The 18814-nt window shown below is 58.1% G+C and carries 19 protein-coding genes; 6 read left to right on the forward strand and 13 right to left on the reverse strand.

Annotated features, from left to right (window positions below):
* The first annotated feature begins 56 nt into the window (after positions 1-56).
* The 4 genes from AN476_RS07110 (at position 57) to folD (ending at position 3800) form a co-directional block, all read left to right on the forward strand.
* Complete coding sequence (locus tag AN476_RS07110; RefSeq protein ID WP_054460293.1) at positions 57-632, forward strand: MOSC domain-containing protein; 576 nt, start codon at positions 57-59, stop codon at positions 630-632.
* A gap of 187 nt (positions 633-819) precedes the next feature.
* Positions 820-2496: a formate--tetrahydrofolate ligase gene (locus AN476_RS07115; RefSeq protein ID WP_054460294.1), complete on the forward strand. Its 1677-nt coding sequence runs from the start codon at positions 820-822 to the stop codon at positions 2494-2496.
* Positions 2497-2553: 57 nt separating this feature from the next.
* On the forward strand, positions 2554-2859 hold the full coding sequence (locus tag AN476_RS07120) for a chorismate mutase (protein ID WP_054460295.1): 306 nt from the start codon (positions 2554-2556) through the stop codon (positions 2857-2859).
* Between the two features lie 38 nt (positions 2860-2897).
* Positions 2898-3800 carry a bifunctional methylenetetrahydrofolate dehydrogenase/methenyltetrahydrofolate cyclohydrolase FolD gene (gene folD, locus AN476_RS07125; RefSeq protein WP_054460296.1) on the forward strand — a complete coding sequence of 301 codons (903 nt, stop codon included), beginning with the start codon at positions 2898-2900 and terminating at the stop codon, positions 3798-3800.
* An 851-nt stretch (positions 3801-4651) separates the two neighbouring features.
* On the opposite strand, the gene AN476_RS07135 is transcribed toward folD, so the two are convergent.
* Positions 4652-5050, reverse strand: a complete 399-nt coding sequence (locus AN476_RS07135; protein ID WP_054460298.1) for a DUF2306 domain-containing protein — start codon at positions 5048-5050, stop codon at positions 4652-4654.
* A 115-nt stretch (positions 5051-5165) separates the two neighbouring features.
* On the opposite strand from AN476_RS07135, the gene AN476_RS07140 reads away from it, so the two are divergent.
* Positions 5166-5942 (forward strand): LytTR family DNA-binding domain-containing protein, encoded by a 777-nt coding sequence (locus AN476_RS07140; RefSeq protein WP_253279847.1) that lies wholly within the window; start codon positions 5166-5168, stop codon positions 5940-5942.
* A gap of 12 nt (positions 5943-5954) precedes the next feature.
* Here AN476_RS07140 and AN476_RS07145 read toward each other — a convergent pair whose 3' ends face one another.
* The 3 genes from AN476_RS07145 to AN476_RS07155 all read right to left on the reverse strand — a co-directional run bounded on the left by AN476_RS07145 (position 5955) and on the right by AN476_RS07155 (position 8517).
* Positions 5955-6362 carry a PaaI family thioesterase gene (locus tag AN476_RS07145; RefSeq protein ID WP_054460300.1) on the reverse strand — a complete coding sequence of 136 codons (408 nt, stop codon included), beginning with the start codon at positions 6360-6362 and terminating at the stop codon, positions 5955-5957.
* A 154-nt stretch (positions 6363-6516) separates the two neighbouring features.
* On the reverse strand, positions 6517-7824 hold the full coding sequence (locus AN476_RS07150) for an ATP-binding protein (protein WP_054460301.1): 1308 nt from the start codon (positions 7822-7824) through the stop codon (positions 6517-6519).
* Between the two features lie 174 nt (positions 7825-7998).
* Complete coding sequence (locus AN476_RS07155) at positions 7999-8517, reverse strand: TetR/AcrR family transcriptional regulator (RefSeq protein WP_253279848.1); 519 nt, start codon at positions 8515-8517, stop codon at positions 7999-8001.
* 77 nt (positions 8518-8594) lie between these two features.
* Between AN476_RS07155 and AN476_RS07160 the strand changes: the two genes are divergently transcribed.
* Positions 8595-9644, forward strand: a complete 1050-nt coding sequence (locus AN476_RS07160) for an alcohol dehydrogenase family protein (RefSeq protein WP_054460303.1) — start codon at positions 8595-8597, stop codon at positions 9642-9644.
* 64 nt (positions 9645-9708) lie between these two features.
* On the opposite strand, the gene AN476_RS07165 is transcribed toward AN476_RS07160, so the two are convergent.
* From AN476_RS07165 to AN476_RS07205, 9 genes are all read right to left on the reverse strand, one after another.
* The gene (locus AN476_RS07165) at positions 9709-10215 is read right to left on the reverse strand and encodes a prepilin peptidase (protein ID WP_054460304.1); all 507 of its coding nucleotides are present in this window, start codon (positions 10213-10215) and stop codon (positions 9709-9711) included.
* Positions 10216-10217: 2 nt separating this feature from the next.
* Complete coding sequence (locus tag AN476_RS07170) at positions 10218-11069, reverse strand: lipopolysaccharide assembly protein LapB (RefSeq protein WP_054460305.1); 852 nt, start codon at positions 11067-11069, stop codon at positions 10218-10220.
* 26 nt (positions 11070-11095) lie between these two features.
* Positions 11096-11707 carry a tetratricopeptide repeat protein gene (locus AN476_RS07175; protein WP_054460306.1) on the reverse strand — a complete coding sequence of 204 codons (612 nt, stop codon included), beginning with the start codon at positions 11705-11707 and terminating at the stop codon, positions 11096-11098.
* Positions 11707-12690: a type II secretion system F family protein gene (locus tag AN476_RS07180; RefSeq protein WP_054460307.1), complete on the reverse strand. Its 984-nt coding sequence runs from the start codon at positions 12688-12690 to the stop codon at positions 11707-11709. The genes AN476_RS07175 and AN476_RS07180 overlap by 1 nt, the downstream gene beginning before the upstream one ends.
* Before the next feature lie 10 nt (positions 12691-12700).
* Positions 12701-13669 (reverse strand): type II secretion system F family protein, encoded by a 969-nt coding sequence (locus AN476_RS07185; RefSeq protein WP_054460308.1) that lies wholly within the window; start codon positions 13667-13669, stop codon positions 12701-12703.
* A gap of 2 nt (positions 13670-13671) precedes the next feature.
* A complete protein-coding gene (locus AN476_RS07190) occupies positions 13672-15111 on the reverse strand; it encodes a CpaF family protein (protein ID WP_054460309.1) in 1440 nt (479 codons plus the stop codon).
* Between the two features lie 41 nt (positions 15112-15152).
* Positions 15153-16391: an AAA family ATPase gene (locus AN476_RS07195; RefSeq protein WP_054460395.1), complete on the reverse strand. Its 1239-nt coding sequence runs from the start codon at positions 16389-16391 to the stop codon at positions 15153-15155.
* A gap of 156 nt (positions 16392-16547) precedes the next feature.
* On the reverse strand, positions 16548-17177 hold the full coding sequence (locus AN476_RS07200; protein WP_054460310.1) for an OmpA family protein: 630 nt from the start codon (positions 17175-17177) through the stop codon (positions 16548-16550).
* Between the two features lie 19 nt (positions 17178-17196).
* Positions 17197-18573, reverse strand: coding sequence for a type II and III secretion system protein family protein (locus AN476_RS07205; protein ID WP_054460311.1), 1377 nt, complete (start codon positions 18571-18573; stop codon positions 17197-17199).
* Positions 18574-18814: the final 241 nt, after the last annotated feature.

The following is an 18814-nucleotide window of genomic DNA, read 5'->3' on the forward strand; positions in this document are numbered from 1 at the left end:
CTTCGGCCTATTGTCGCCGGTATTGAGCAGTTTGGAACGGATTTGGAGGACATAGAATGCCGGTATTGCTGGAAACGGAATTCAGAGGCGAAGTGGTTTGGGCTGGCGAAACGGCGGCCAACACAGGTATCGCGGGCACCGAAGTACAGACGCTCTCTTTGGGCTTTGACGGGCTCACCGGCGAGCGCCATCAGGGTGAAAACCGGACTTCCTGTGTGCGGATGCGCAATCTTCACCCTGAAGGCACCCTCATCCGCAATGTGCGCCAGCTGAGCATCCTCTCAGCAGAGGAGCTGGCACTGATTGCCGCCGACATGGGGCTGGAACAGGTGGATCCGGCGGCACTGGGGGCCAATCTGGTGCTGCGCGGCATTCCGGATTTCACCTATGTTCCCCCTTCCTCTCGCCTGCGGGGGCCCGACGGGGTGACACTGACCGTAGACATGGAAAACCGCCCCTGCATCTTCCCGGGACGCGAAATCGACAAGCATCACGCAGGCTTTGGACCAAAATTCAAACCGGCTGCTAGGGGGCGGCGGGGAATCACCGCTTGGGTCGAGTGCCCGGGGCAGCTGAAAACCGGCGACAGCCTAAGGCTGTTTGTGCCGGATCAACGCGCCTGGGCGCCCTAGCGGCAGCCTATCGGGGACAGAACTTTCGTTTTGGCACCTTTCGTTCTCTCAAACTTTGCCTGGACGCCGCTTCATGGCCGGAAAATGTCGGAAATCACGCGCGCTTTTTGACGCATTCTGACTAAATCTGAGACAGATCCGGCAGACTGTGGCCGGTGTTTCTATTCTCACATTCAGGAACCAGGCCATGAGCTACAAGAGTGACATCGAGATCGCCCGCGAGGCGAATAAGCTCCCGATCCAAGAGATCGGTGCAAAGATCGGCATGTCAAACGACGACCTGCTGCCCTATGGCCATGACAAAGCCAAAGTCAGCCAGGAGTTCATCAACTCCGTGCAGGGCAACGAAGACGGCAAACTGATCCTCGTGACCGCGATCAACCCAACGCCGGCAGGCGAAGGTAAGACCACAACCACCGTTGGTCTGGGCGATGGTCTGAACCGCATCGGCAAAAACGCCATGGTCTGTATCCGCGAAGCGAGCCTCGGCCCGAACTTCGGCATGAAGGGTGGCGCTGCTGGCGGTGGTTATGCTCAGGTCGTGCCAATGGAGGAAATGAACCTCCACTTCACCGGTGACTTCCACGCCATCACCTCAGCGCATTCTCTGCTCTCGGCGATGATCGACAACCACATCTACTGGGGCAATGAGTGCGAAATCGACATTCGCCGCGTCGCCTGGCGTCGTGTGGTCGATATGAACGACCGCGCTTTGCGTCAGATCACGGCCTCCCTGGGCGGCGTGTCCAATGGCTTCCCCCGTGAAACCGGCTTTGACATCACGGTAGCCTCCGAAGTCATGGCGATCCTGTGCCTGGCCACCGATCTGCAGGATCTGGAAAAGCGCCTGGGCGACATCATCGTGGCCTACCGCCGCGACAAGACCGCCGTTTACTGCCGCGACATCAAGGCCGCAGGTGCCATGACTGTATTGCTGAAAGATGCGATGCAGCCCAACCTGGTGCAGACCCTGGAAAACAACGCAGCCTTTGTGCATGGCGGCCCCTTCGCCAATATCGCCCATGGCTGTAACTCGGTTATCGCCACCAAGACGGCGCTGAAGATCTCGGACTATGTTGTCACTGAAGCAGGCTTTGGTGCCGACCTGGGTGCCGAAAAGTTCATGAACATCAAGTGCCGCAAGGCCGGTATCGCGCCTTCGGCCGTGGTTCTGGTTGCCACCGTCCGCGCGATGAAAATGAACGGCGGCGTGGCCAAGGCGGATCTGGGCGCGGAAAATGTCGACGCGGTCAACAACGGCTGCGCCAACCTGGGCCGTCACATCGAGAACATCAAAAGCTTTGGTGTGCCCGTTGTTGTCGCCATCAACCACTTTGTCACCGATACCGATGCCGAAGTTGATGCGGTCAAAGCCTATGCTGAAACCCACGGCGTCGAGGCAGTTCTGTCGCGTCACTGGGAGCTGGGCTCGGAAGGCTCTGCTGATCTGGCCAAGAAGGTTGTGGAAATCGTCGATAGCGGGTCGGCCAACTTTGCCCCGATCTACCCCGACGAGATGTCGCTGTTCGACAAAATCGACACCATCGCCAAGCGTATCTATCGCGCTGACGAAGTGCTGGCCGACAACAAGATCCGCAACCAGCTGAAAGAATGGGAAGCCGCAGGCTACGGCAATCTGCCGGTCTGCATGGCCAAGACACAGTATTCGTTCTCGACCGATCCCAGCCTGCGCGGCGCGCCGGTCGGCCATTCGGTTCCGGTTCGTGAAGTGCGTCTGTCGGCGGGTGCCGGTTTCATCGTTGCCGTCTGCGGCGAGATCATGACCATGCCGGGTCTGCCCCGCAAACCAGCAGCGGAAAACATCCGATTGAACGAAGATGGCCAAATCGAAGGCTTGTTCTAAATCGTAAAACGCGCAATCTGCGGCCCGAGACCTTCTCGGGCCGCAAGAGTTTTGAATATGACACATCTGATCCCTCCGCCGCACTGTGGTGACATGGCTGAACTGCGTGGCCAGATCGACGATCTGGATGAAATGCTGGTAGAGCTGCTGGCGACGCGGGCCGGATACATCGACCGGGCGATTGAGCTGAAGCGGCTGAACGGCTGGCCTGCTCGGATCCCGACGCGGGTGGATGAGGTCATCGAGAATGCCCGCGCCAAGGCGGGCGAAGCTGGGCTCGACCCCGATCTGATCGAGACACTGTGGCGCCAGCTGGTAGAATGGTCGATCGCGCGCGAAGCCCGCGTGATCCACGAGACTTAGAGCGGGCCGGTTGGGTCTGCGGCAAAAGGAAGAATGCAATGGCAGCAAACATCATTGACGGCAAAGCCTTCGCCGCCACAGTACGGGAAAAAGTGGCAGGCCATGTTGCACGCCTGAAGGAAGAACATGGTATCACCCCTGGACTGGCCGTGGTCCTGGTGGGCGAAGATCCGGCCTCCCAGGTCTATGTGCGCTCCAAGGGTAAGCAGACCGTCGAGACGGGCATGAACTCCTATGAGCACAAGATGGATGCCGAGACCTCGGAAGAGGATCTGTTGGCGGTCATCACCAAGCTGAACAATGACCCTGCGGTGCATGGCATTCTGGTGCAGCTGCCGCTGCCTGGTCATCTCAATGAAGACCTGATCATCAATTCCATTGCACCGGAAAAGGACGTGGACGGTTTCCACATCTCCAACGTGGGCCTGTTGGGCACCGGCCAGAAGTCCATGGTGCCCTGCACGCCGCTGGGCTGCCTGATGATGCTGCGCGACTACCACGGCAGCCTGTCCGGCATGAATGCGGTTGTCATTGGGCGTTCCAACATCGTTGGCAAACCCATGGCGCAATTGCTGCTGGGCGACAGCTGCACCGTCACCATCGCCCATAGCCGTACAAAGGACCTGCCCGAGGTGGTAGGGCGCGCGGATATCGTTGTGGCTGCGGTTGGACGACCTGAAATGGTGCCAGGGGATTGGATCAAGGAAGGCGCCACGGTTATCGACGTTGGCATCAATCGTATTCCCGCTCCGGAAAAAGGCGAAGGCAAGATGAAACTGGTGGGCGATGTGGATTTTGCCAGCTGTTCTGAGCGCGCTGGTGCGATCACACCTGTACCCGGTGGCGTCGGTCCGATGACCATTGCCTGCCTGCTGGCCAATACCGTCACTGCTTGCTGCCGCGCCAACGGTTTGGCCGAGCCGGAAGGTCTGACTGCCTGACACAGGAATTGATTATTTTTCGGAAAGGGCTCCAAATTGGAGCCCTTTGCTATGCAGTCCGGCATAGTTCGTTCCTGGGGCGTGGCAACACCGCATGCAGTGGAGCGGGCAGGGACAGTTAAGGGGGCGTTGCCCCCTCGCGCCAAGGCGCTCACCCCCAGGATATTAAAGGCCAAATGAAACCTGGAGCTTTTTCACTTTCATTTGGCAAAAAGTATCCCGGGGGAGCCGCCAGGGGCGGCGGGGGCAGAGCCCCCTGTTATGGCTATCAGTTTGACGCTGTGCTCTAGAGGCGCCGGAGGACCTCTGTGTGACGTTTTTTACCGCAAGCATGGGGCGTTGGTTGGTTCTGCCAGAAAAACATCCTCAGGAGACGCCCCAGAAAGCTGCCAGAGAGGACACCGAGTAAGGCTAGGTATAGGATTTGGAAAGATGCCATTGCCGCAAGCTCAGGAAACAGGGAGGCGACAAGCCCGTTTGCAAAGTTCGCCCAGAACAGGAGCATTAGCGCCGTGAGGCTGAACCATTCTCCTGCAGCCATGACGCGAAGCCCGGTGCGGGCCAGGGTCCAGTGCCCCTGCTTCCAAAACCCACCGAGGATGCCACAAAGGTAGGCAAGTCCCCAGGATATAAAAGCCAGTCTGTATGCTTCCAGTGCCAGAAGGCTGGGTAGGTTTATCAGGGCAATGAGAGGTACCGGTATCTGAGACAACAGCGAAATCTGACGGTCCCGACTGCAAAGAAGCCCAAGGGCGATGAGAAGGGCGAGCAGGGGCCAGACCCCAATCGGGGCCCCAGTCAGGATGCCAAGGGTGAGTTCAGCCATAGCGTTCATTGGGGGTGTTCCTCCTTCAAAATCCAAGCAGGACAGCATTCATCAGCCGACCGGGAAGCAGAGTGAACAGCCCGGCTGTCATGAGGGAGCCATAGGTGAGCCAGGTCATCACCCGTCGGTGACGGGAAATCTGTTTGCTGCGTGCAGCCCGGAGCGCTATCGCAATCGAAAAGAGGGTTATCAGCGACAGCAGATGGATCGGGCTGAACCCGCCCAGAAGTCTGATTTCCTGGATCCAGAAACTCGACAGGGCGACACAGCCCATAAGGCAGATCCAGGTCCAACCGAGCATCCGGTGCAGGCGGTTTCCGCGCTTCAGCGAGAAAATGGCGATGGTTAGCGGGATCAAAGCGAGGGCCGCAAATGCATGTAGCTGAACTGCAATAGGTGCGCTCAAGAGTGGTGAGAAGGTCATATTGGGTCCGTGGTTGATATCTGTCCTCTAGCCATGGCAAATTCGGTGCAATATCAGCAAAGTGATTTACGCCAGAGGCGCTTTGGCTTCGTAAAATGCAGGGATTAGGGATGTGATGTCATTCACGAAGCGTGAAAAACCAATGGCGGTCTCGCTGGTTTTGCTTTGGGCATTGCTGACGGTTTTTGCAGCGGCCACCGGCCCTTTTGGCACTTTTGAGGGGCTGGGTTTGGGCGGTCGGATTGTCTATTGGGCGGTCATTGTGGGCGTGTCGATCGGGCTGACCAGACTGCAGTTGCATTTGCTGCGGGGCGCGCCACAGATCCTGCGCTTTGCCAGTCAGCTGCCCTACGGGCTGGCCTTGGCCGTCCTTGCTCATGGCATGAACCTGATGATTTTTCCCCAATGGGGCGGCTGGGCGGATTTTGGATTTTTGGCTCTGGTGACGCTCAGCGTTGTCGTGATGATCGAAGCTGCTGTTTTCCTAGGGCGTCGTCATCTCGCTGTCGACAGTTCCAGGGAGGGCGCGCCAGACAGCAAGGATCTGTCTCCTGAGCCGACAGCGGAAACCTTGCCCAGCCCCGAGGTTCTGTTTCAGCGCCGTTTGCCCCTGGATAAGCGCGGCGCGCTGGTCCGGCTGGAGGCGCAGGACCATTATTTGTTGGTGGTTACGGATCAGGGCAGTGAGACCCTGTTGATGCGTCTGGGTGACGCAGCCGATGAACTGGCCGGGGTCGGCCTGCGGGTGCATCGCTCGCATTGGGTCAGCCGGGCTCAGGTGCGGGAGCATATCCGGCAAAAGGGGCGGGATATCCTCAAGATGTCTAATGGTGAGCCTGTTCCTGTCAGCCGCAGTTACAAGGCCGCGGCGCAGGCTGCAGGCATTTTGTAGGGGACGGTTTTTTTAAAGCGAAACCGGGATCATGGTGCCCTGCAGGACTGCGATCAGTTTTTCGCCCTCTCCGGTGACGGCGTGGACTTCGGCGCTGACCACCACCAGGCGGCGGCCGGGCTTGATCACGCGACCTGTCGCGCGCAAATAGTCCCCGGCGCCTGGTGCCAGAAGGTTCACCTTGATCTCCGCCGTCATCACCTCCTGATCTGCAGGCAGCAGGGTCAGTGCTGAATAGCCTGCAGCGCTGTCGCCAATGGCAAAGGTCAGAGCCGCATGCGCAAAGCCCTGTTGCTGGCGGCTTGTGTCCAGAATAGGTGCCGTGATGATCACCTCGCCTGGGGTGATGCTGCTGATCCTGGCCCCAAGGGTTTCCATCATGCTTTGGCGGGCAAAACTGTCGCGAATACGCTGTTCCAAATGGCGGGTCCTTATCTGCGCTATTTGAGACAGAGCCTAATGCATGAAGGCGCGAGAGCGCCCCGTGACGCTGCGCCACATCTGCGCTGGGGGGCAGCACAAGGGCGTGGCTTGCCCCCCCCTTTGTACAGCCCCATCCAGTGCACCCAGGCTGCTATTTTACGATATGCTCGTCTTTCACAAACATATTGGCCCAGGCGCGGTCGATCAGCTTTGGGGACATCTGATAGGGGATGCCTTCGAACTCGCAGATGGCTATCATCTGATCAATCAGGAAGATCGGCTGATAATTGGCATAGGTGTTGTCGATGGTTGGGTATTTCACCTTGAGCAGATGCACCAGCGCCGACTCGTCCAGCGGCATGCCGCGTTTGCGGGCAACCATGGCAAAGATTTTAAGGAAGTTTTCCTGGTTCGGCCCGTCGATCTTGATCTTGAAAAAGATCCGCCGCAGCGCCGCTTGGTCAAAGATCTCATTGGGGTGAAAGTTGGTGGAGAAGATCACCAGGGTGTCAAAGGGCACCTCGAACTTCTCACCCGATTGCAACGCCAGGATATCCTTGTTCTCTTCAAGGGGCACAATCCAGCGGTTGACCAGAGACTGAGGCGACTCGGCCTGACGTCCCAGATCGTCGACGATGAAAATGCCACCGGTGGATTTCAATTGCAGCGGTGCTTGATAGGTGCGCGCCGTGGGGTTGTAGACCAGATCCAGCATATCCAGCGAGAGTTCGCCGCCAGTGATCACCGTGGGGCGTTCACATTTGACATAGCGGCTGTCAAAGCGTTTGGGGCGGCGAATGGCAGTTGGATCTTCGGGGGCCTCTTCGATCAGGGTATGCACGATGGGGTCATAGACCGTGATCACCTGACCGGCATATTCGATGGCGCGGGGCACATAGACATGATCGCCCAGGGCGTCGCGGATCCCGTTGGAAATCGAGGATTTACCGTTGCCGGGCGGGCCATACATCAGGATCGACCGGCCGGCGCTGACCGCAGGGCCTAGATGATCCAGCAGGCTGTCGGGCAGAACCAGATGCCCCATCGCGTTGACCAGCTGGTTGCGGGTCACCATGATATTGCGGATCGACTGGCGTTTGATCTGTTCACGGTAGACATCCAGCGGCACTGGCATCGGGCCAAAGTATTCGGATTGGGCCAGCGCATCCTGGGCGCGGGCCTTGCCTGCATCTGTGAGCTGGTAGCCCATCTCGTTGCCGCTATTGGCGTTTAGCGTGCCGGTGGCCTCCAGCAGTTTCTGTTCGCGAGCCATGTCGACCAGCTCTTGGGTGACCGGGATCGGCAGGCAGATCGCCTCGGCTACATCGCTGACGATGTTGACGTTCTTGCGAAAGATCGTTTTGAGCAAGATATCCCGCATCATCACGATCGGAAGCTGCATCTGCGCCAGCCCCTTTGGGGTGGGCGGGGCAGTGACGGGGCTGTTTTGCATGTTCATCTGATGGCCTGCTCATGTGATCGCAACAATGCCGGACCTGACAAAAGGCCAGGGGGGCTTGCGCAACAGTCTATTCACCACTGCGGCAAGACTGAGGCACAGAGCGAGCAATTTGACGGTCGAAGGGTTGGAATTTAATCCCAATTGTCTGGCATGCCGCAGGAAGCGCCTGTCTCAATGCGCAACAGCAGCCCTTTTGGCGAGGGCAGCCAGCCGTTTTGCACTGATCAAGGCGGCCTCCTTGGCCAAAGGCCAGGCCTGGGTCAGCCCCTCCAGGATCACTAGGGCATCACTGGCGGTTACATCATTTCCTGCCTGACTCGCTGCCAGTTGCGAAATTTCTGCCTTGTGTCGCTCCAGCAGGCTGCGCAGGGACCTGTCCGTTGGGGCCGAAACGACAGCCGCATGAAACAGGCACCCGTGACTGGCTTCGGTTCTCATCCAGTCAGCGACCCGATCAAGGGTATCTTCCAGGCTCTGCGGCACTGATCCGGTGGGGGTCGTAAAAATATGCGACAGATACCTTTGGTGCCGGTGTTCCAGCGCCAGGCGAACCATAGCATCGCGCGAGGGCGCGTATTTATACAGGGTACGCAAGCTCACGCCTGCCGCATCACGCAGCTCTTCAACGCTGGGCTCGGTAAAGCCCCGTGCTGCAAAGGCGCGCTCCAAGCCGCCTGCGATCTTGGTCATCATTTTGTTCATGCTTGACGAAGTAGAGTAAACATTTTACCTGATCAAGTAGAGTAAACATTCTACCGGAGGCAGGCATGACCCTACCCAACTTGATGAACGGCGTGGTTTTGACTGGCCACGGTGGCCCGGAGGTGCTTGAGAAGCGCAGTGATCTGCCTATTCCTGCGCCCGGGCCACAGGACGTGATCATTCGGGTAAAGGCTGCGGGGGTGAACAACACAGACATCAATACCCGCACGGGCTGGTACTCCAAGGGTGACGCCGAGGGCGCGGATGCCTCTTGGACCGGGACACCTTTGGAGTTTCCGCGTGTGCAGGGGGCAGATGTCTGTGGGGAAATCGTAGCTGTTGGCGCTGATGTGGCGCCAAACCGCATTGGTGAGCGGGTTCTGGTCGAGCCCTGTCTGCGATTTGCCGATGGTGTTGAGCAAAGCCCACCCTGGTACATTGGTTCTGAATGCGATGGTGGGTTTGCACAGTACACCCGGGTCGACAGCCGCCATGCCCATGCGATCAAAAGCGATTTGACGGATGTGGAGCTGGCCTCCTTTCCCTGTTCTTATTCAACGGCGGAAAATATGCTGACGCGGGCCAATCTGCAGCCCGGAGAAACTGTCCTGATCACCGGCGCCTCTGGCGGGGTGGGGTCCGCAGCAATCCAGTTGGCCCGCGCAAGAGGCGCCCACGTAATTGCGGTGACTAGCCCTGCAAAAATGACCACCTTGCAGGATCTTGGGGCCGAAAATGTCCTGCCGCGCGAGGCTGATCTTGTTGCCGAACTGGGCAAGAGCAGTGTCGATGTGGTGGTGGATCTGGTTGCCGGACGCGCTTGGCCTATCCTGCTGGATGTTTTGCGTCCCGGTGGCCGCTATGCCGTTGCCGGTGCCATCGCAGGGCCATTGGTCGAGTTGGATGTCCGCACCCTATACCTCAAGGATCTCAGCTTTTTTGGCTGTACCGTTCTGGGGCCCCAGGTCTTTGGCAACCTCATTGCGCGGATTGAGCGATCCGAAATCAAACCGCTGGTGGCCGAGGTGTTTGCCTTGGATGACATCAATGCCGCCCAAAGAGCTTTTGATAAAAAGGGCTACACAGGGAAGATTGTTCTGAAAGTGGACGCTTAGCCCTTGGCCTGGGCCCGGGCCTCAACACCTCGGGCAGGTGCCATACTGCGGCTGATCCTGAGGGCTAGCTACCGAAGCTGGCCACCAGGATCAGATAGATTGCCAGGGTGCCGCCAAGGCTGAAGCCCATGGGGAATTTCTTGCCCACGCTCCAGCTTTTCCAGCCTGGCGCCAGACGGCTGAGCGGGGTGAATTTGGCCAGCCTATGGGTGGCAAAGGCCGCCAATAGGTTGGCGGTATAGATCATGATCAGGGCAGGTAGGTCGGCCAGCATCACCAAAGGGGCGGCCGCGCCGATGAATTTGGCGTCGCCCGCGCCCATGACCCCGGCGGAATAGAACAAAAATCCGATGCCGATGCCGATTGGAAGGTGCAAGAGTTGCCAGCCATACTCGGCCCAGCTTGGCATGATAAAGAGCCCGAGGATCACATAGGTTGCGCCAAGGCAGTCATTGATCCAATTGGGAATGCGCATGCTGGACAGATCGGTATAGGCCGCCGCTAAGCACAGCGGCAGCACAAAGGGCAGGAACCAGCGGGCGACCTCGGCCGAGCCGGCCAGCGCCGCCATGATCAGCCGTTCTCCAGAGCGCTGAGCGCCTTGGCCGCGGCGTCGAAATGCTGCGGATGAGTGGCAACGGCCTGACGTAGCAGGGCTTCGCCGGTTTGAACGTCACCCTGTTTTACCGCCGTCAGCGCGAGCGTGTGCAGCAGCTTGGCCTGTTCGGTCTGGGTCATGGAGATGACAGGCAGGTCATAGTTCCGCTGGGCTCCCCGGGCCAGAACCAGATTGTTCTTGGCGGTGAACAGCCCCTGGTCTTGCAGGATCGCTTCGCCAAACAGACGTTCGGCCTCGGCGTAATCGCCACGGGTTAGTTTAGAATAGCCCCAGTTGTTCATGATCTTTGCCGGTCTGGTGGTTAGCCCAACCGCAATTTCATAAAAACTGTCAGCGCGTTTCCAATCCTGACTGGCATCCGCCACCATGGCTTCGAGACGGTAGCGTTGATAGGTCTCATGGGTGGGGGGGATGGCGTTCAGGGCCCCCTTGGCCTGCTCCCAATCGCCGGTACGGATTAGCGCATCCGCCAACCCGAGCTGATCTTCGCTGGTGACACCCGGCATTTCAGCAAGCTTTTTCCAAGCGGCGACGGCTTCGGTATGTCGCTTGGCACGGATCAGGGAAACCGCCAGACCGCGCTGCATCTCGATCCGCTCAGGCTCTGCTTTTGCTGCATCGCGGAAATAGTTTACCGCTTGATTGGGGTCTGCAACGGTCAGCATGACATCATTGAGATTGCTCTCGTCGATGACATTCACGTCCTGAAAGGCACGTTCAACCGTTTCTTCGCCGTCCTGTTTGCCACAGGCTGACAGCGCCAAAGCGCCCGCCAGACAGGCAGATACTAGAAATCCATGGCGCATTTTTGCGTCCTTTTACTGCTCAGTCTCTAGAGGTCGGGGGATTTGCGAATCAGGTAGCTGCCCCCGCCTTGTTGCACCAACTTGTATGTGTCGTTTTCTGTGCTTTGCCCGTCACTATGGGGGGTATTTTCAAATTTTTCGAGAGCCAGGCGCAAATTATCCCGGATTGCGTCACTTTCGCCATTGTTGAGCGCAAAAGCCCGTTTGAGGATCTGTACGGCCTCGGCGGTTTTGCCCCGTTCCATCAGCACAATGCCCAGGTTGTTATGGGGTTCGGCCCAGTCCGGGGCCTGTTTGACCGCGCGTCGCAATAGCTCCTCTGCCTGGCCTAACCGGCCAAGACCCAGATTGGCGGAGCCCAGGCTGGAGAGAATTTCCGGGGTCAGCCCATGCTCCAGTGTGGCGCGGGTAAAGGCATCCATTGCCAGCTCATATTCCTGCGCGGCCATCAATCGGTGACCTACGATGAGCGGGTCTTCGCCCTTCTGGCGCAGATCGACGCCAGGTGCCGCCCAGCTGCCGGGGGAGGTGTGCAATTGGCCCGCCGGAGAACAGCCAACCGCCACCAATGCAAAAGCAACGGCGGCGGTTCGGGGTCCAAATCGGCGAACGGGCGCGGCCCGTTCGAGAATAGTCATTAGTGCGTGCCCATATTGCCCATGTTTGTGATGTTCTTAATCGAAGGGCCGACCAGAATGATCAGCAGCGGCGGAACCGTCAGCATCATTGTGGCAAGGGTCATCTTGACTGGCAACTTATTTGCGGCCTCTTCGGCCCGCATCACGCGTTTGTCCCGCATTTCAGCGGCGTAGACACGCAGGGCTTCAGCAATTGAGGTACCAAAGGCGGCCGATTGGATCATCACGGTGGTAAAGGAGGTGATATCCTGGACGCCGCAACGTGTGCCCATATCACGGAGCACCTTTTCCTTATCCTTGCCGGCTTTCATTTCCTTCGCAACAATGTCGAATTCATAGGCGAGCTGCGGGAAAGAGGTATGAAGCTCTGCGGCGACGCGCACAATCGCCTGATCCAGCGACTGACCGGCCTCGACACAGACCAGCATCATATCCAGCGAGTCCGGAAAACCTGACTCGATTTCTTCTTTGCGTTCCGCTATCCGGCGGGTCACCCAATATTTGGGCAGAAAATAACCGACGCCACCGGGGCCGATAATGCGGATCACCAGAGCCTGAGTGTCGAATTCATAGCCCGCGTTCATCACATAGACGTAGAACAACCCCAGCGCGAGTCCGACAAGGCCCAGGGCCATCTGAGCAAAGTGAAAAAACCGCACCGCATCCTTGGAATGATATCCGGCCTGGCGCAGCTTGAGCTCCATAGCCGAAAGCTCTTCGGCGTCCTGGGGTTCAAGAAAGCTGGCAAATTTCTGCAACTGCTCGTTGCGGTTGTTCTGGCGCAGACGCTCCTTTTGTGGCTTGGCCCGGGACTCCGTCGAGATGTCGCGCTGTAGCTTTTTCAGCGGATCTTCTGGCTGGTTCAGCAATAGACCGACGGCAATGACCACCATGAGAAGGCCCATAAAGCCCAGCACCAGCAAGGGGCCAAAGGGGCCAAACAGGTCTGTCAGAAAGGTTTCGATATTGGCAAAGATGCTCATGTTCTTATCCTCAAACCTTAATGTTGGTCAGGTAGCGCATCACAAACAGGTTCACCGTCAACATGATGCCGACAAAGAAACAGGCTGGGATAAAGAAGGGGTGATCCAACACATCGTCGTAATAGGTAGGATCCTTGAGCAGGGTGCCGATCAGGGCCAGCAGCGGGAAGGCTGATAGGAATTTACCCGACCACTGCGCTTCGGCGGTGATTGCCTTCACACGACGGAACAGGCGGAACCGCGCGCGGATGACCTTGGCCAGGCCCGCCAGAACCTCGGCCAGGTTACCACCGGATTGCTGCTGGATGGTGACGGCAACCGACAGAAAGCGGAGGTCCTGCAGATCGAGCCGTTCGGCCATCTCTTTCAGAGCTTCGCCAACATCCCGACCATAGGCGCTTTCATCAGCAATAATGCCAAATTCGGTGGCCAGTGGATCTTCGATCTCATGGGCAACAATCTGCACAGTTGAGTTAAAGGGATGGCCGACGCGCAGGCTGCGCACCATAAGCTCAACCGCATCTGGCAATTGTTCTTCGATCAGGGCCATGCGTTTGGCGGCCTTTTTGTTGACCCAGAAAAACACGCCCCCGACACCCATCACAATCGCGGCAAGCACCCGCGCGGGCAGAGGTGTATTGGTGCCGACGCTCAAGCCAAAGAAGGCCAGGGTGGCAACCCCGGCCATGATCATCATCAATTGTTTGGGGCTAAAGGCGATGGCTGCCTTTTGGGCCTTTTCAGCCAGAATGGAATAGAGCGGGATGGTCTTAGACTTGCCATGCTGCCCCATCTCCTTGCGCAGCTGCTCCAGCACCTGCTCGCGGGTATTCCCCTTTTGCATCATCTCCAGACGGCGATTGACCTGGTTGTTCAATCGAATGGATTTGCCAAAGGCCACCAGATATAGGCCTTCGACCAAGACCACCACGCCGACAAAGATCAGAATATAGATGACCGGTTCTGCACTCAGTTGCATCTTCAGACCTCCACTTGGCTGGGTTCATAAATTGAGGCAGGCAGGTCATAGCCCCACAGGCGGAAGCGCTCGGAATAGTGGCTGCGCACGCCAGTGGCGGTGAAATGACCGATGATCTTATTGTCCGGCGTTAGGCCGACACGCTGGAAGCGGAACAGCTCCTGCATCGAGATCACATCGCCCTCCATGCCGGTGATTTCGGTGATCGAGGTCATCCGGCGCGAGCCGTCCTGCAGGCGCGAGGCCTGCACGATCACATTCACCGCCGAAGAGATCTGGCTGCGCACGGCTTTGATTGGCATTTCCATGCCGGCCATGGCGATCATGTTTTCCAGACGGCTGATACCATCGCGCGCCGAGTTGGCGTGGATGGTGGTCATCGAGCCATCGTGGCCGGTGTTCATCGCCTGCAACATGTCGATGACTTCTTCGCCGCGGGTCTCCCCCACGATGATCCGGTCAGGCCGCATCCGCAGGGCGTTTTTCAGACAGTCGCGGGGGGAGACCTCGCCTTTGCCCTCGACATTGGGCGGGCGGCTTTCCATCCGCCCTACATGGGTCTGTTGCAGCTGGAGTTCCGCCGTGTCCTCGATTGTCAGGATGCGTTCGGAATTGTCGATAAAGCTGGACAATGCGTTGAGAGTGGTGGTTTTCCCGGAACCGGTCCCGCCCGAGACAATCACGTTCAGGCGGGTGGAAACGGCGGCCTGAAGATAGGCGGCCATTTCTTCGGTAAAGGCGCCGAATTCGACCAGATCGTCGATGCCCAGTTTGTCTTTTTTGAATTTCCGGATCGACACCAGCGAGCCATCCACAGCGACTGGCGGCACCATGGCGTTGAAACGTGAACCATCTGCCAGACGGGCATCCACATAGGGGTTGCTTTCATCAACACGACGTCCCACGGCCGAGACGATCTTGTCGATGATCCGCATCAGGTGCTTTTCATCTTTGAAGGCGATGTTGCTCAGCTGCAGTTTACCGCTGCGTTCGATAAAGATCTGGTGGGGGCCGTTGACCAGAATATCGCTGACGGTTTCATCCTGCAAAAGCGTCTCGAGCGGGCCTAGGCCCGTGACCTCATCATAAAGCTCTTTGTTGAGCGTCATGCGGTCTTCGCGGTTGAGCACGATACCCTTTTCTTCGAGGATCTCTGCAGCAATGGCTGAAATCTCGCCGCGCAGCTCGGCTTCGGGGGCGGTCTCGAGCGCGGCGAGGTTGAGGTTTTCCAACAGATCGCGGTGCAGTTGCACCTTGATCTCGCTCAGGCGCTCCTGGCGCTTGCGTTCTTTGTCACCAGCCGAGGCCTCTGCCGCCAGGCGCGCAACGGGGCGGCGCAGGCTGGTTGTTTGCTTGGGGCTGGGCGCCGCTGCAATTGCAGCATCCACAACCGGGGCCTCAGCTTTCTGTTTGGACGATGATTTCTTGTACTTGGAAAACATGAGAGACCCCCCGGTTACTCAGTGAAATGGGACGCGACGGGCTAGGCGGCTGCCTCGGCCTCGCTGACCCCCAAGTCGTGCAAAGAACGCGCCAGTTTGGCGATTTCCTTACGCAGGGGGTTTTTGGCGTTTGATGTGGCCAGAGGCAGCCCATGATCACAGCTTTGGGTGATCGGTTTGCCACCATCAGGCAATTGCAGATCAATCGAGATCCCGAGGCTTTCTGCCATCCGTTTGACCCGGGCTTTGCCGCCGAGATCGGTGAATTTTGGCGCCCGGTTCAGAGCAAAACGCAGCTTGTCAAAGGGCAGGCCTTCGGATTGCAGCGCGCGTTTCAGGCGCAGAGCATTTTGGGCCGACCGCATGTCCAGTTCGATCAGGGCAAAATAGACATGCGCCATCTGCAAAATGGTTTCAGACCACTGAACCAGGGTGTGCGGCATGTCGATGATGACAAAATCAAAATGGCTGCGGGCCATTTCCACCACCCGTTCAACGTCCTCAACCGAGATGAACTCGAGAGGAATCATGTCACTGGGGGCGGTCAGAACCTGAAGTTTTTCTTCAAAAGGAAGCAACGCCTGGCCAAAGATGTCGGCGTCCATCTCTTCGGTTTCGCTCAACATCTCCATCACCACCTCGCGGCGGGGTAGGTCCAGATAGGTCGAAACCGATCCCTGTTGCATGTCAAAATCAAGCAGACAGACCGAAGGCGTCTTGGCGGCGCTCATTTGAGCCAGCTCCCAGGCGAGGTTCACGGCCAGGGTGGTTGATCCGGTGCCTCCGGCCAATCCATGACAGACAATCACCGCACCTTCGCGACGGGAGTCCGCCTGCAGCGTATGTGGGTTACTGGCTGCCACGGGTTCGGGTTCGGGCGTGTTGAGCCGGTCAATGGCGGCCTGCAACTCCCCTTCGGGCAGCGGGTAGGGGATAAATTCGTCAGCCCCCTGGCGCAGCAGCGTGTGCAATGCGGCGGGGCTTACCTCTTCTGCGATCAGAATTACCTTGATCTCGCGGGCCTTGGCCTGGGTGATGATCTCCCCCATCTGGGCCAGATTGGCCTCGTCCTCGGCATCCATGGCCAGGGCAACAAATTCCAGTGTTTCAGCCTCTGGCTGGGCAAAAAAGGCTAGGGTTTCACCAAAACCCAGATCGCCCCAGGCTTCGCCAAGCGAGGTTTCCATGTCTTCGATCAAGAGGTCGAAATTCTGCACGTCGCGACTGATGGTGCAGGCAACAATAGCAGCTGTTTCAGGTTGTGGCATTTCACCGCTCATCGACATCATCCTCTTGGTTTCAAGGAGGTCAGACAAACGGGGTTGCCTGACGACCTCTGAGGATCAATGTCGATGAAGATCTGGGCAAGATTGGGGCCAAAAAGCCCCAAAGATGGGGAAATGTTAAGAGGTCTTAAACGAAAGCGACCTGGAGGCCTATTCCTCGGCCAGTGTTACGGACTCAGACAGGGTCAAGCCGGTTTCAGATTTTGCACTGGCAACATAGTCGCGATAGACGATCTGGGCGTATTTCCCATCCAATAGGGAAGGATGGCGTTTCATAAAGCCGCTGACCTCGGTAACGGTGCGGCGATTGCGGCGTTCCCGTCCCTCGGTAAGAACCAGCGGCTGACTTTCACCAAAGGACACCATGGCTTCTAGGCGGCGCCGGTCAATGCCCTTGCTGACCAGGTAGCTCACGGCGGCACGCGCGCGTCGCTGGCCCAATCGCTTGTTGTAGGCAGCGCTGCCCACCGAATCGGTGTGGCCATAGACGCGAAAGCGCACCTCGGGGAATTGCTTGATCCAATGGGCCTGGCGATCCAGGACCTGGCGGGCCTCCCCATCCAGACGGGCATCGTCAAAGGGGAAGTTGATTGTTGATGGCACTTCCTTGGCAAAGCGCTGCGCCAGCTGGATGGCAAAATCGCGCTCTCCGCTCATCACGGCGGCATTGTTCAGGGCTGCTGACCCCAGAAGACCGCCTTCAATCGGTGTACCCGCCTGTCGATGGGAACAGGCCGAGGCACTCAGAACCAGTCCCAGGACCGCTACATGTTTGATCATCTACCCGGTTTCCTTTGCTCTAGTCCAAAACGTAGCCGTAGGAGCCATTGAAGTCCTGATTGGCTACTTCGCCGGCAGGTCCTTCCTTGGTGTGGAAGGTGCGCCCGAACAGGAACAGCTCGGCCTCGCTGGGCGGGGTGATGCGATCCGTCGGCAGGCTCAGGGCTTCGCCGCGGGTCGGGCTGACCAGATGGGCGCTTACGATGATCACCAGCTCCGATTGCTCGCGCTGGTATTCGGCGCTGCGAAACAGTGCGCCAATGATCGGGACATCGCCGAGCCAGGGCACCTGGCCGTTACTGTCGCGGAACTCATCCTCAACCAGACCGGCGATGGCAAAGCTTTCACCGTCGCGCAATTCAACCGTGGTTGAGGCCTCGCGGCGTGAGAATGCGGGAACCGTGATGCTGTTGGTGGTGATGGAGTTTGCCGAGTCGATAGCGGAAACTGCGGTTCTGAGTTCCAGATTGATTAGGTCACCATCCACAACGCGGGGGATGAAATTCATCTCAACGCCAAAGGGTTTGAATTCGAGGGCGATGGCGCCGTCGCCATCTGGGACGGGGATCGGAAATTCACCACCGGCCAGGAATTTGGCCTCTTGCCCGGACAGGGCCGAGAGATTGGGTTCCGCCAGTGTGCGGACCACACCCTTTTGTTCGAGCGCTTCAAGAAGAAGGTTCACCTGCAATGAGTCGACGCCAAAGTTGAAAGCAATTGCCCCTTGCCGGCCGGTCAGTCCGGTTCCGCTGTTGAGGCTGCCGGTTGACCCAGTGGCGGCATTGCTGCCGCTTGCGTTGCCGAAGGAAACCGAGGATCGCAATGCCTTGGAAACCGTACGTTGCATCTCGGCAAAGCGGACCTTGAGCATGACCTGCTGTACACCGCCCACTGACATCAGGTTGCTGACCCGTTCCGGGGCATAGCGTTCCGCTAGATCCAGAGCGCGCTGCAGCCTGGACGCACTGGAGACCGTCCCGGACAGTACAATGCCATCATTGGCGGTGCGGACTTCGATTTTCTCTCCGGGCAGGATTTGGCGCAGCCGCTCTTTGAACTCGGAAACATCCGCAGCCACCCGGACATTGACGTTGGTGATCAGCTTGCCAGAGGCATCCAGCAGGGTCAGCGTTGTCAGACCCGGGGATTTGCCCAGCACGTAGATGGTACGATCCGACAGTGAAGAGATATCGGCGATATTGGGGTTGGCGATGCTCAGCTCGGCAAAGGGATCATCGCTTTCGACCACCACCGCGCGGTTCATTGGCACGTCCAGGGTGACAGAGGTGCCACGTTTCACCACTCGCAGCCCATTTGCCAGAGACACATCTGGAACAGCCATACAGAGAAGCGATAGCCCTGCGAGAGCTGCCGCAAAAAATCCACGAATTTTCATGTGACCTGCCTTTCCGATCACGCCTCAATTTCGGGTCTTTTTGCCCGTTGTTTGGAGCAACTGTGCTGCAATTTGCAAATTATTGCAAGAATCAAAGGCTTCCGAGGGGGAGTTACAGTCATTCCTGTGTGGGACCCTGGCAACAGAGACCGCCGGACCACCCAAAGGGGCGGCCCGGCAGCGGAGGTTAATCTGTTGAAAACACGGCCCTTCCAACCCGATTACATCGCAGGGGGCAGGG

The sequence above is a fragment of the Phaeobacter sp. 11ANDIMAR09 genome (assembly GCF_001294455.1).
Taxonomy (GTDB): domain Bacteria; phylum Pseudomonadota; class Alphaproteobacteria; order Rhodobacterales; family Rhodobacteraceae; genus Pseudophaeobacter.

Coding starts and splice junctions, on each gene's coding strand:
- AN476_RS07110 (WP_054460293.1), top strand. CDS start 57: ATGCCGGTATTGCTGGAAACGGAATTCAGAGGCGAAGTGGTTTGGGCT.
- AN476_RS07185 (WP_054460308.1), bottom strand. CDS start 13,669: ATGCAACTGAGTGCAGAACCGGTCATCTATATTCTGATCTTTGTCGGC.
- AN476_RS07180 (WP_054460307.1), bottom strand. CDS start 12,690: ATGAGCATCTTTGCCAATATCGAAACCTTTCTGACAGACCTGTTTGGC.
- AN476_RS07155 (WP_253279848.1), bottom strand. CDS start 8,517: ATGACCAAGATCGCAGGCGGCTTGGAGCGCGCCTTTGCAGCACGGGGC.
- AN476_RS07115 (WP_054460294.1), top strand. CDS start 820: ATGAGCTACAAGAGTGACATCGAGATCGCCCGCGAGGCGAATAAGCTC.
- AN476_RS07140 (WP_253279847.1), top strand. CDS start 5,166: ATGTCATTCACGAAGCGTGAAAAACCAATGGCGGTCTCGCTGGTTTTG.
- AN476_RS07170 (WP_054460305.1), bottom strand. CDS start 11,069: ATGCGCCATGGATTTCTAGTATCTGCCTGTCTGGCGGGCGCTTTGGCG.
- AN476_RS07150 (WP_054460301.1), bottom strand. CDS start 7,824: ATGAACATGCAAAACAGCCCCGTCACTGCCCCGCCCACCCCAAAGGGG.
- AN476_RS07200 (WP_054460310.1), bottom strand. CDS start 17,177: ATGATCAAACATGTAGCGGTCCTGGGACTGGTTCTGAGTGCCTCGGCC.
- AN476_RS07195 (WP_054460395.1), bottom strand. CDS start 16,391: ATGAGCGGTGAAATGCCACAACCTGAAACAGCTGCTATTGTTGCCTGC.
- folD (WP_054460296.1), top strand. CDS start 2,898: ATGGCAGCAAACATCATTGACGGCAAAGCCTTCGCCGCCACAGTACGG.
- AN476_RS07165 (WP_054460304.1), bottom strand. CDS start 10,215: ATGGCGGCGCTGGCCGGCTCGGCCGAGGTCGCCCGCTGGTTCCTGCCC.
- AN476_RS07175 (WP_054460306.1), bottom strand. CDS start 11,707: ATGACTATTCTCGAACGGGCCGCGCCCGTTCGCCGATTTGGACCCCGA.
- AN476_RS07205 (WP_054460311.1), bottom strand. CDS start 18,573: ATGAAAATTCGTGGATTTTTTGCGGCAGCTCTCGCAGGGCTATCGCTT.
- AN476_RS07135 (WP_054460298.1), bottom strand. CDS start 5,050: ATGACCTTCTCACCACTCTTGAGCGCACCTATTGCAGTTCAGCTACAT.
- AN476_RS07190 (WP_054460309.1), bottom strand. CDS start 15,111: ATGTTTTCCAAGTACAAGAAATCATCGTCCAAACAGAAAGCTGAGGCC.
- AN476_RS07160 (WP_054460303.1), top strand. CDS start 8,595: ATGACCCTACCCAACTTGATGAACGGCGTGGTTTTGACTGGCCACGGT.
- AN476_RS07120 (WP_054460295.1), top strand. CDS start 2,554: ATGACACATCTGATCCCTCCGCCGCACTGTGGTGACATGGCTGAACTG.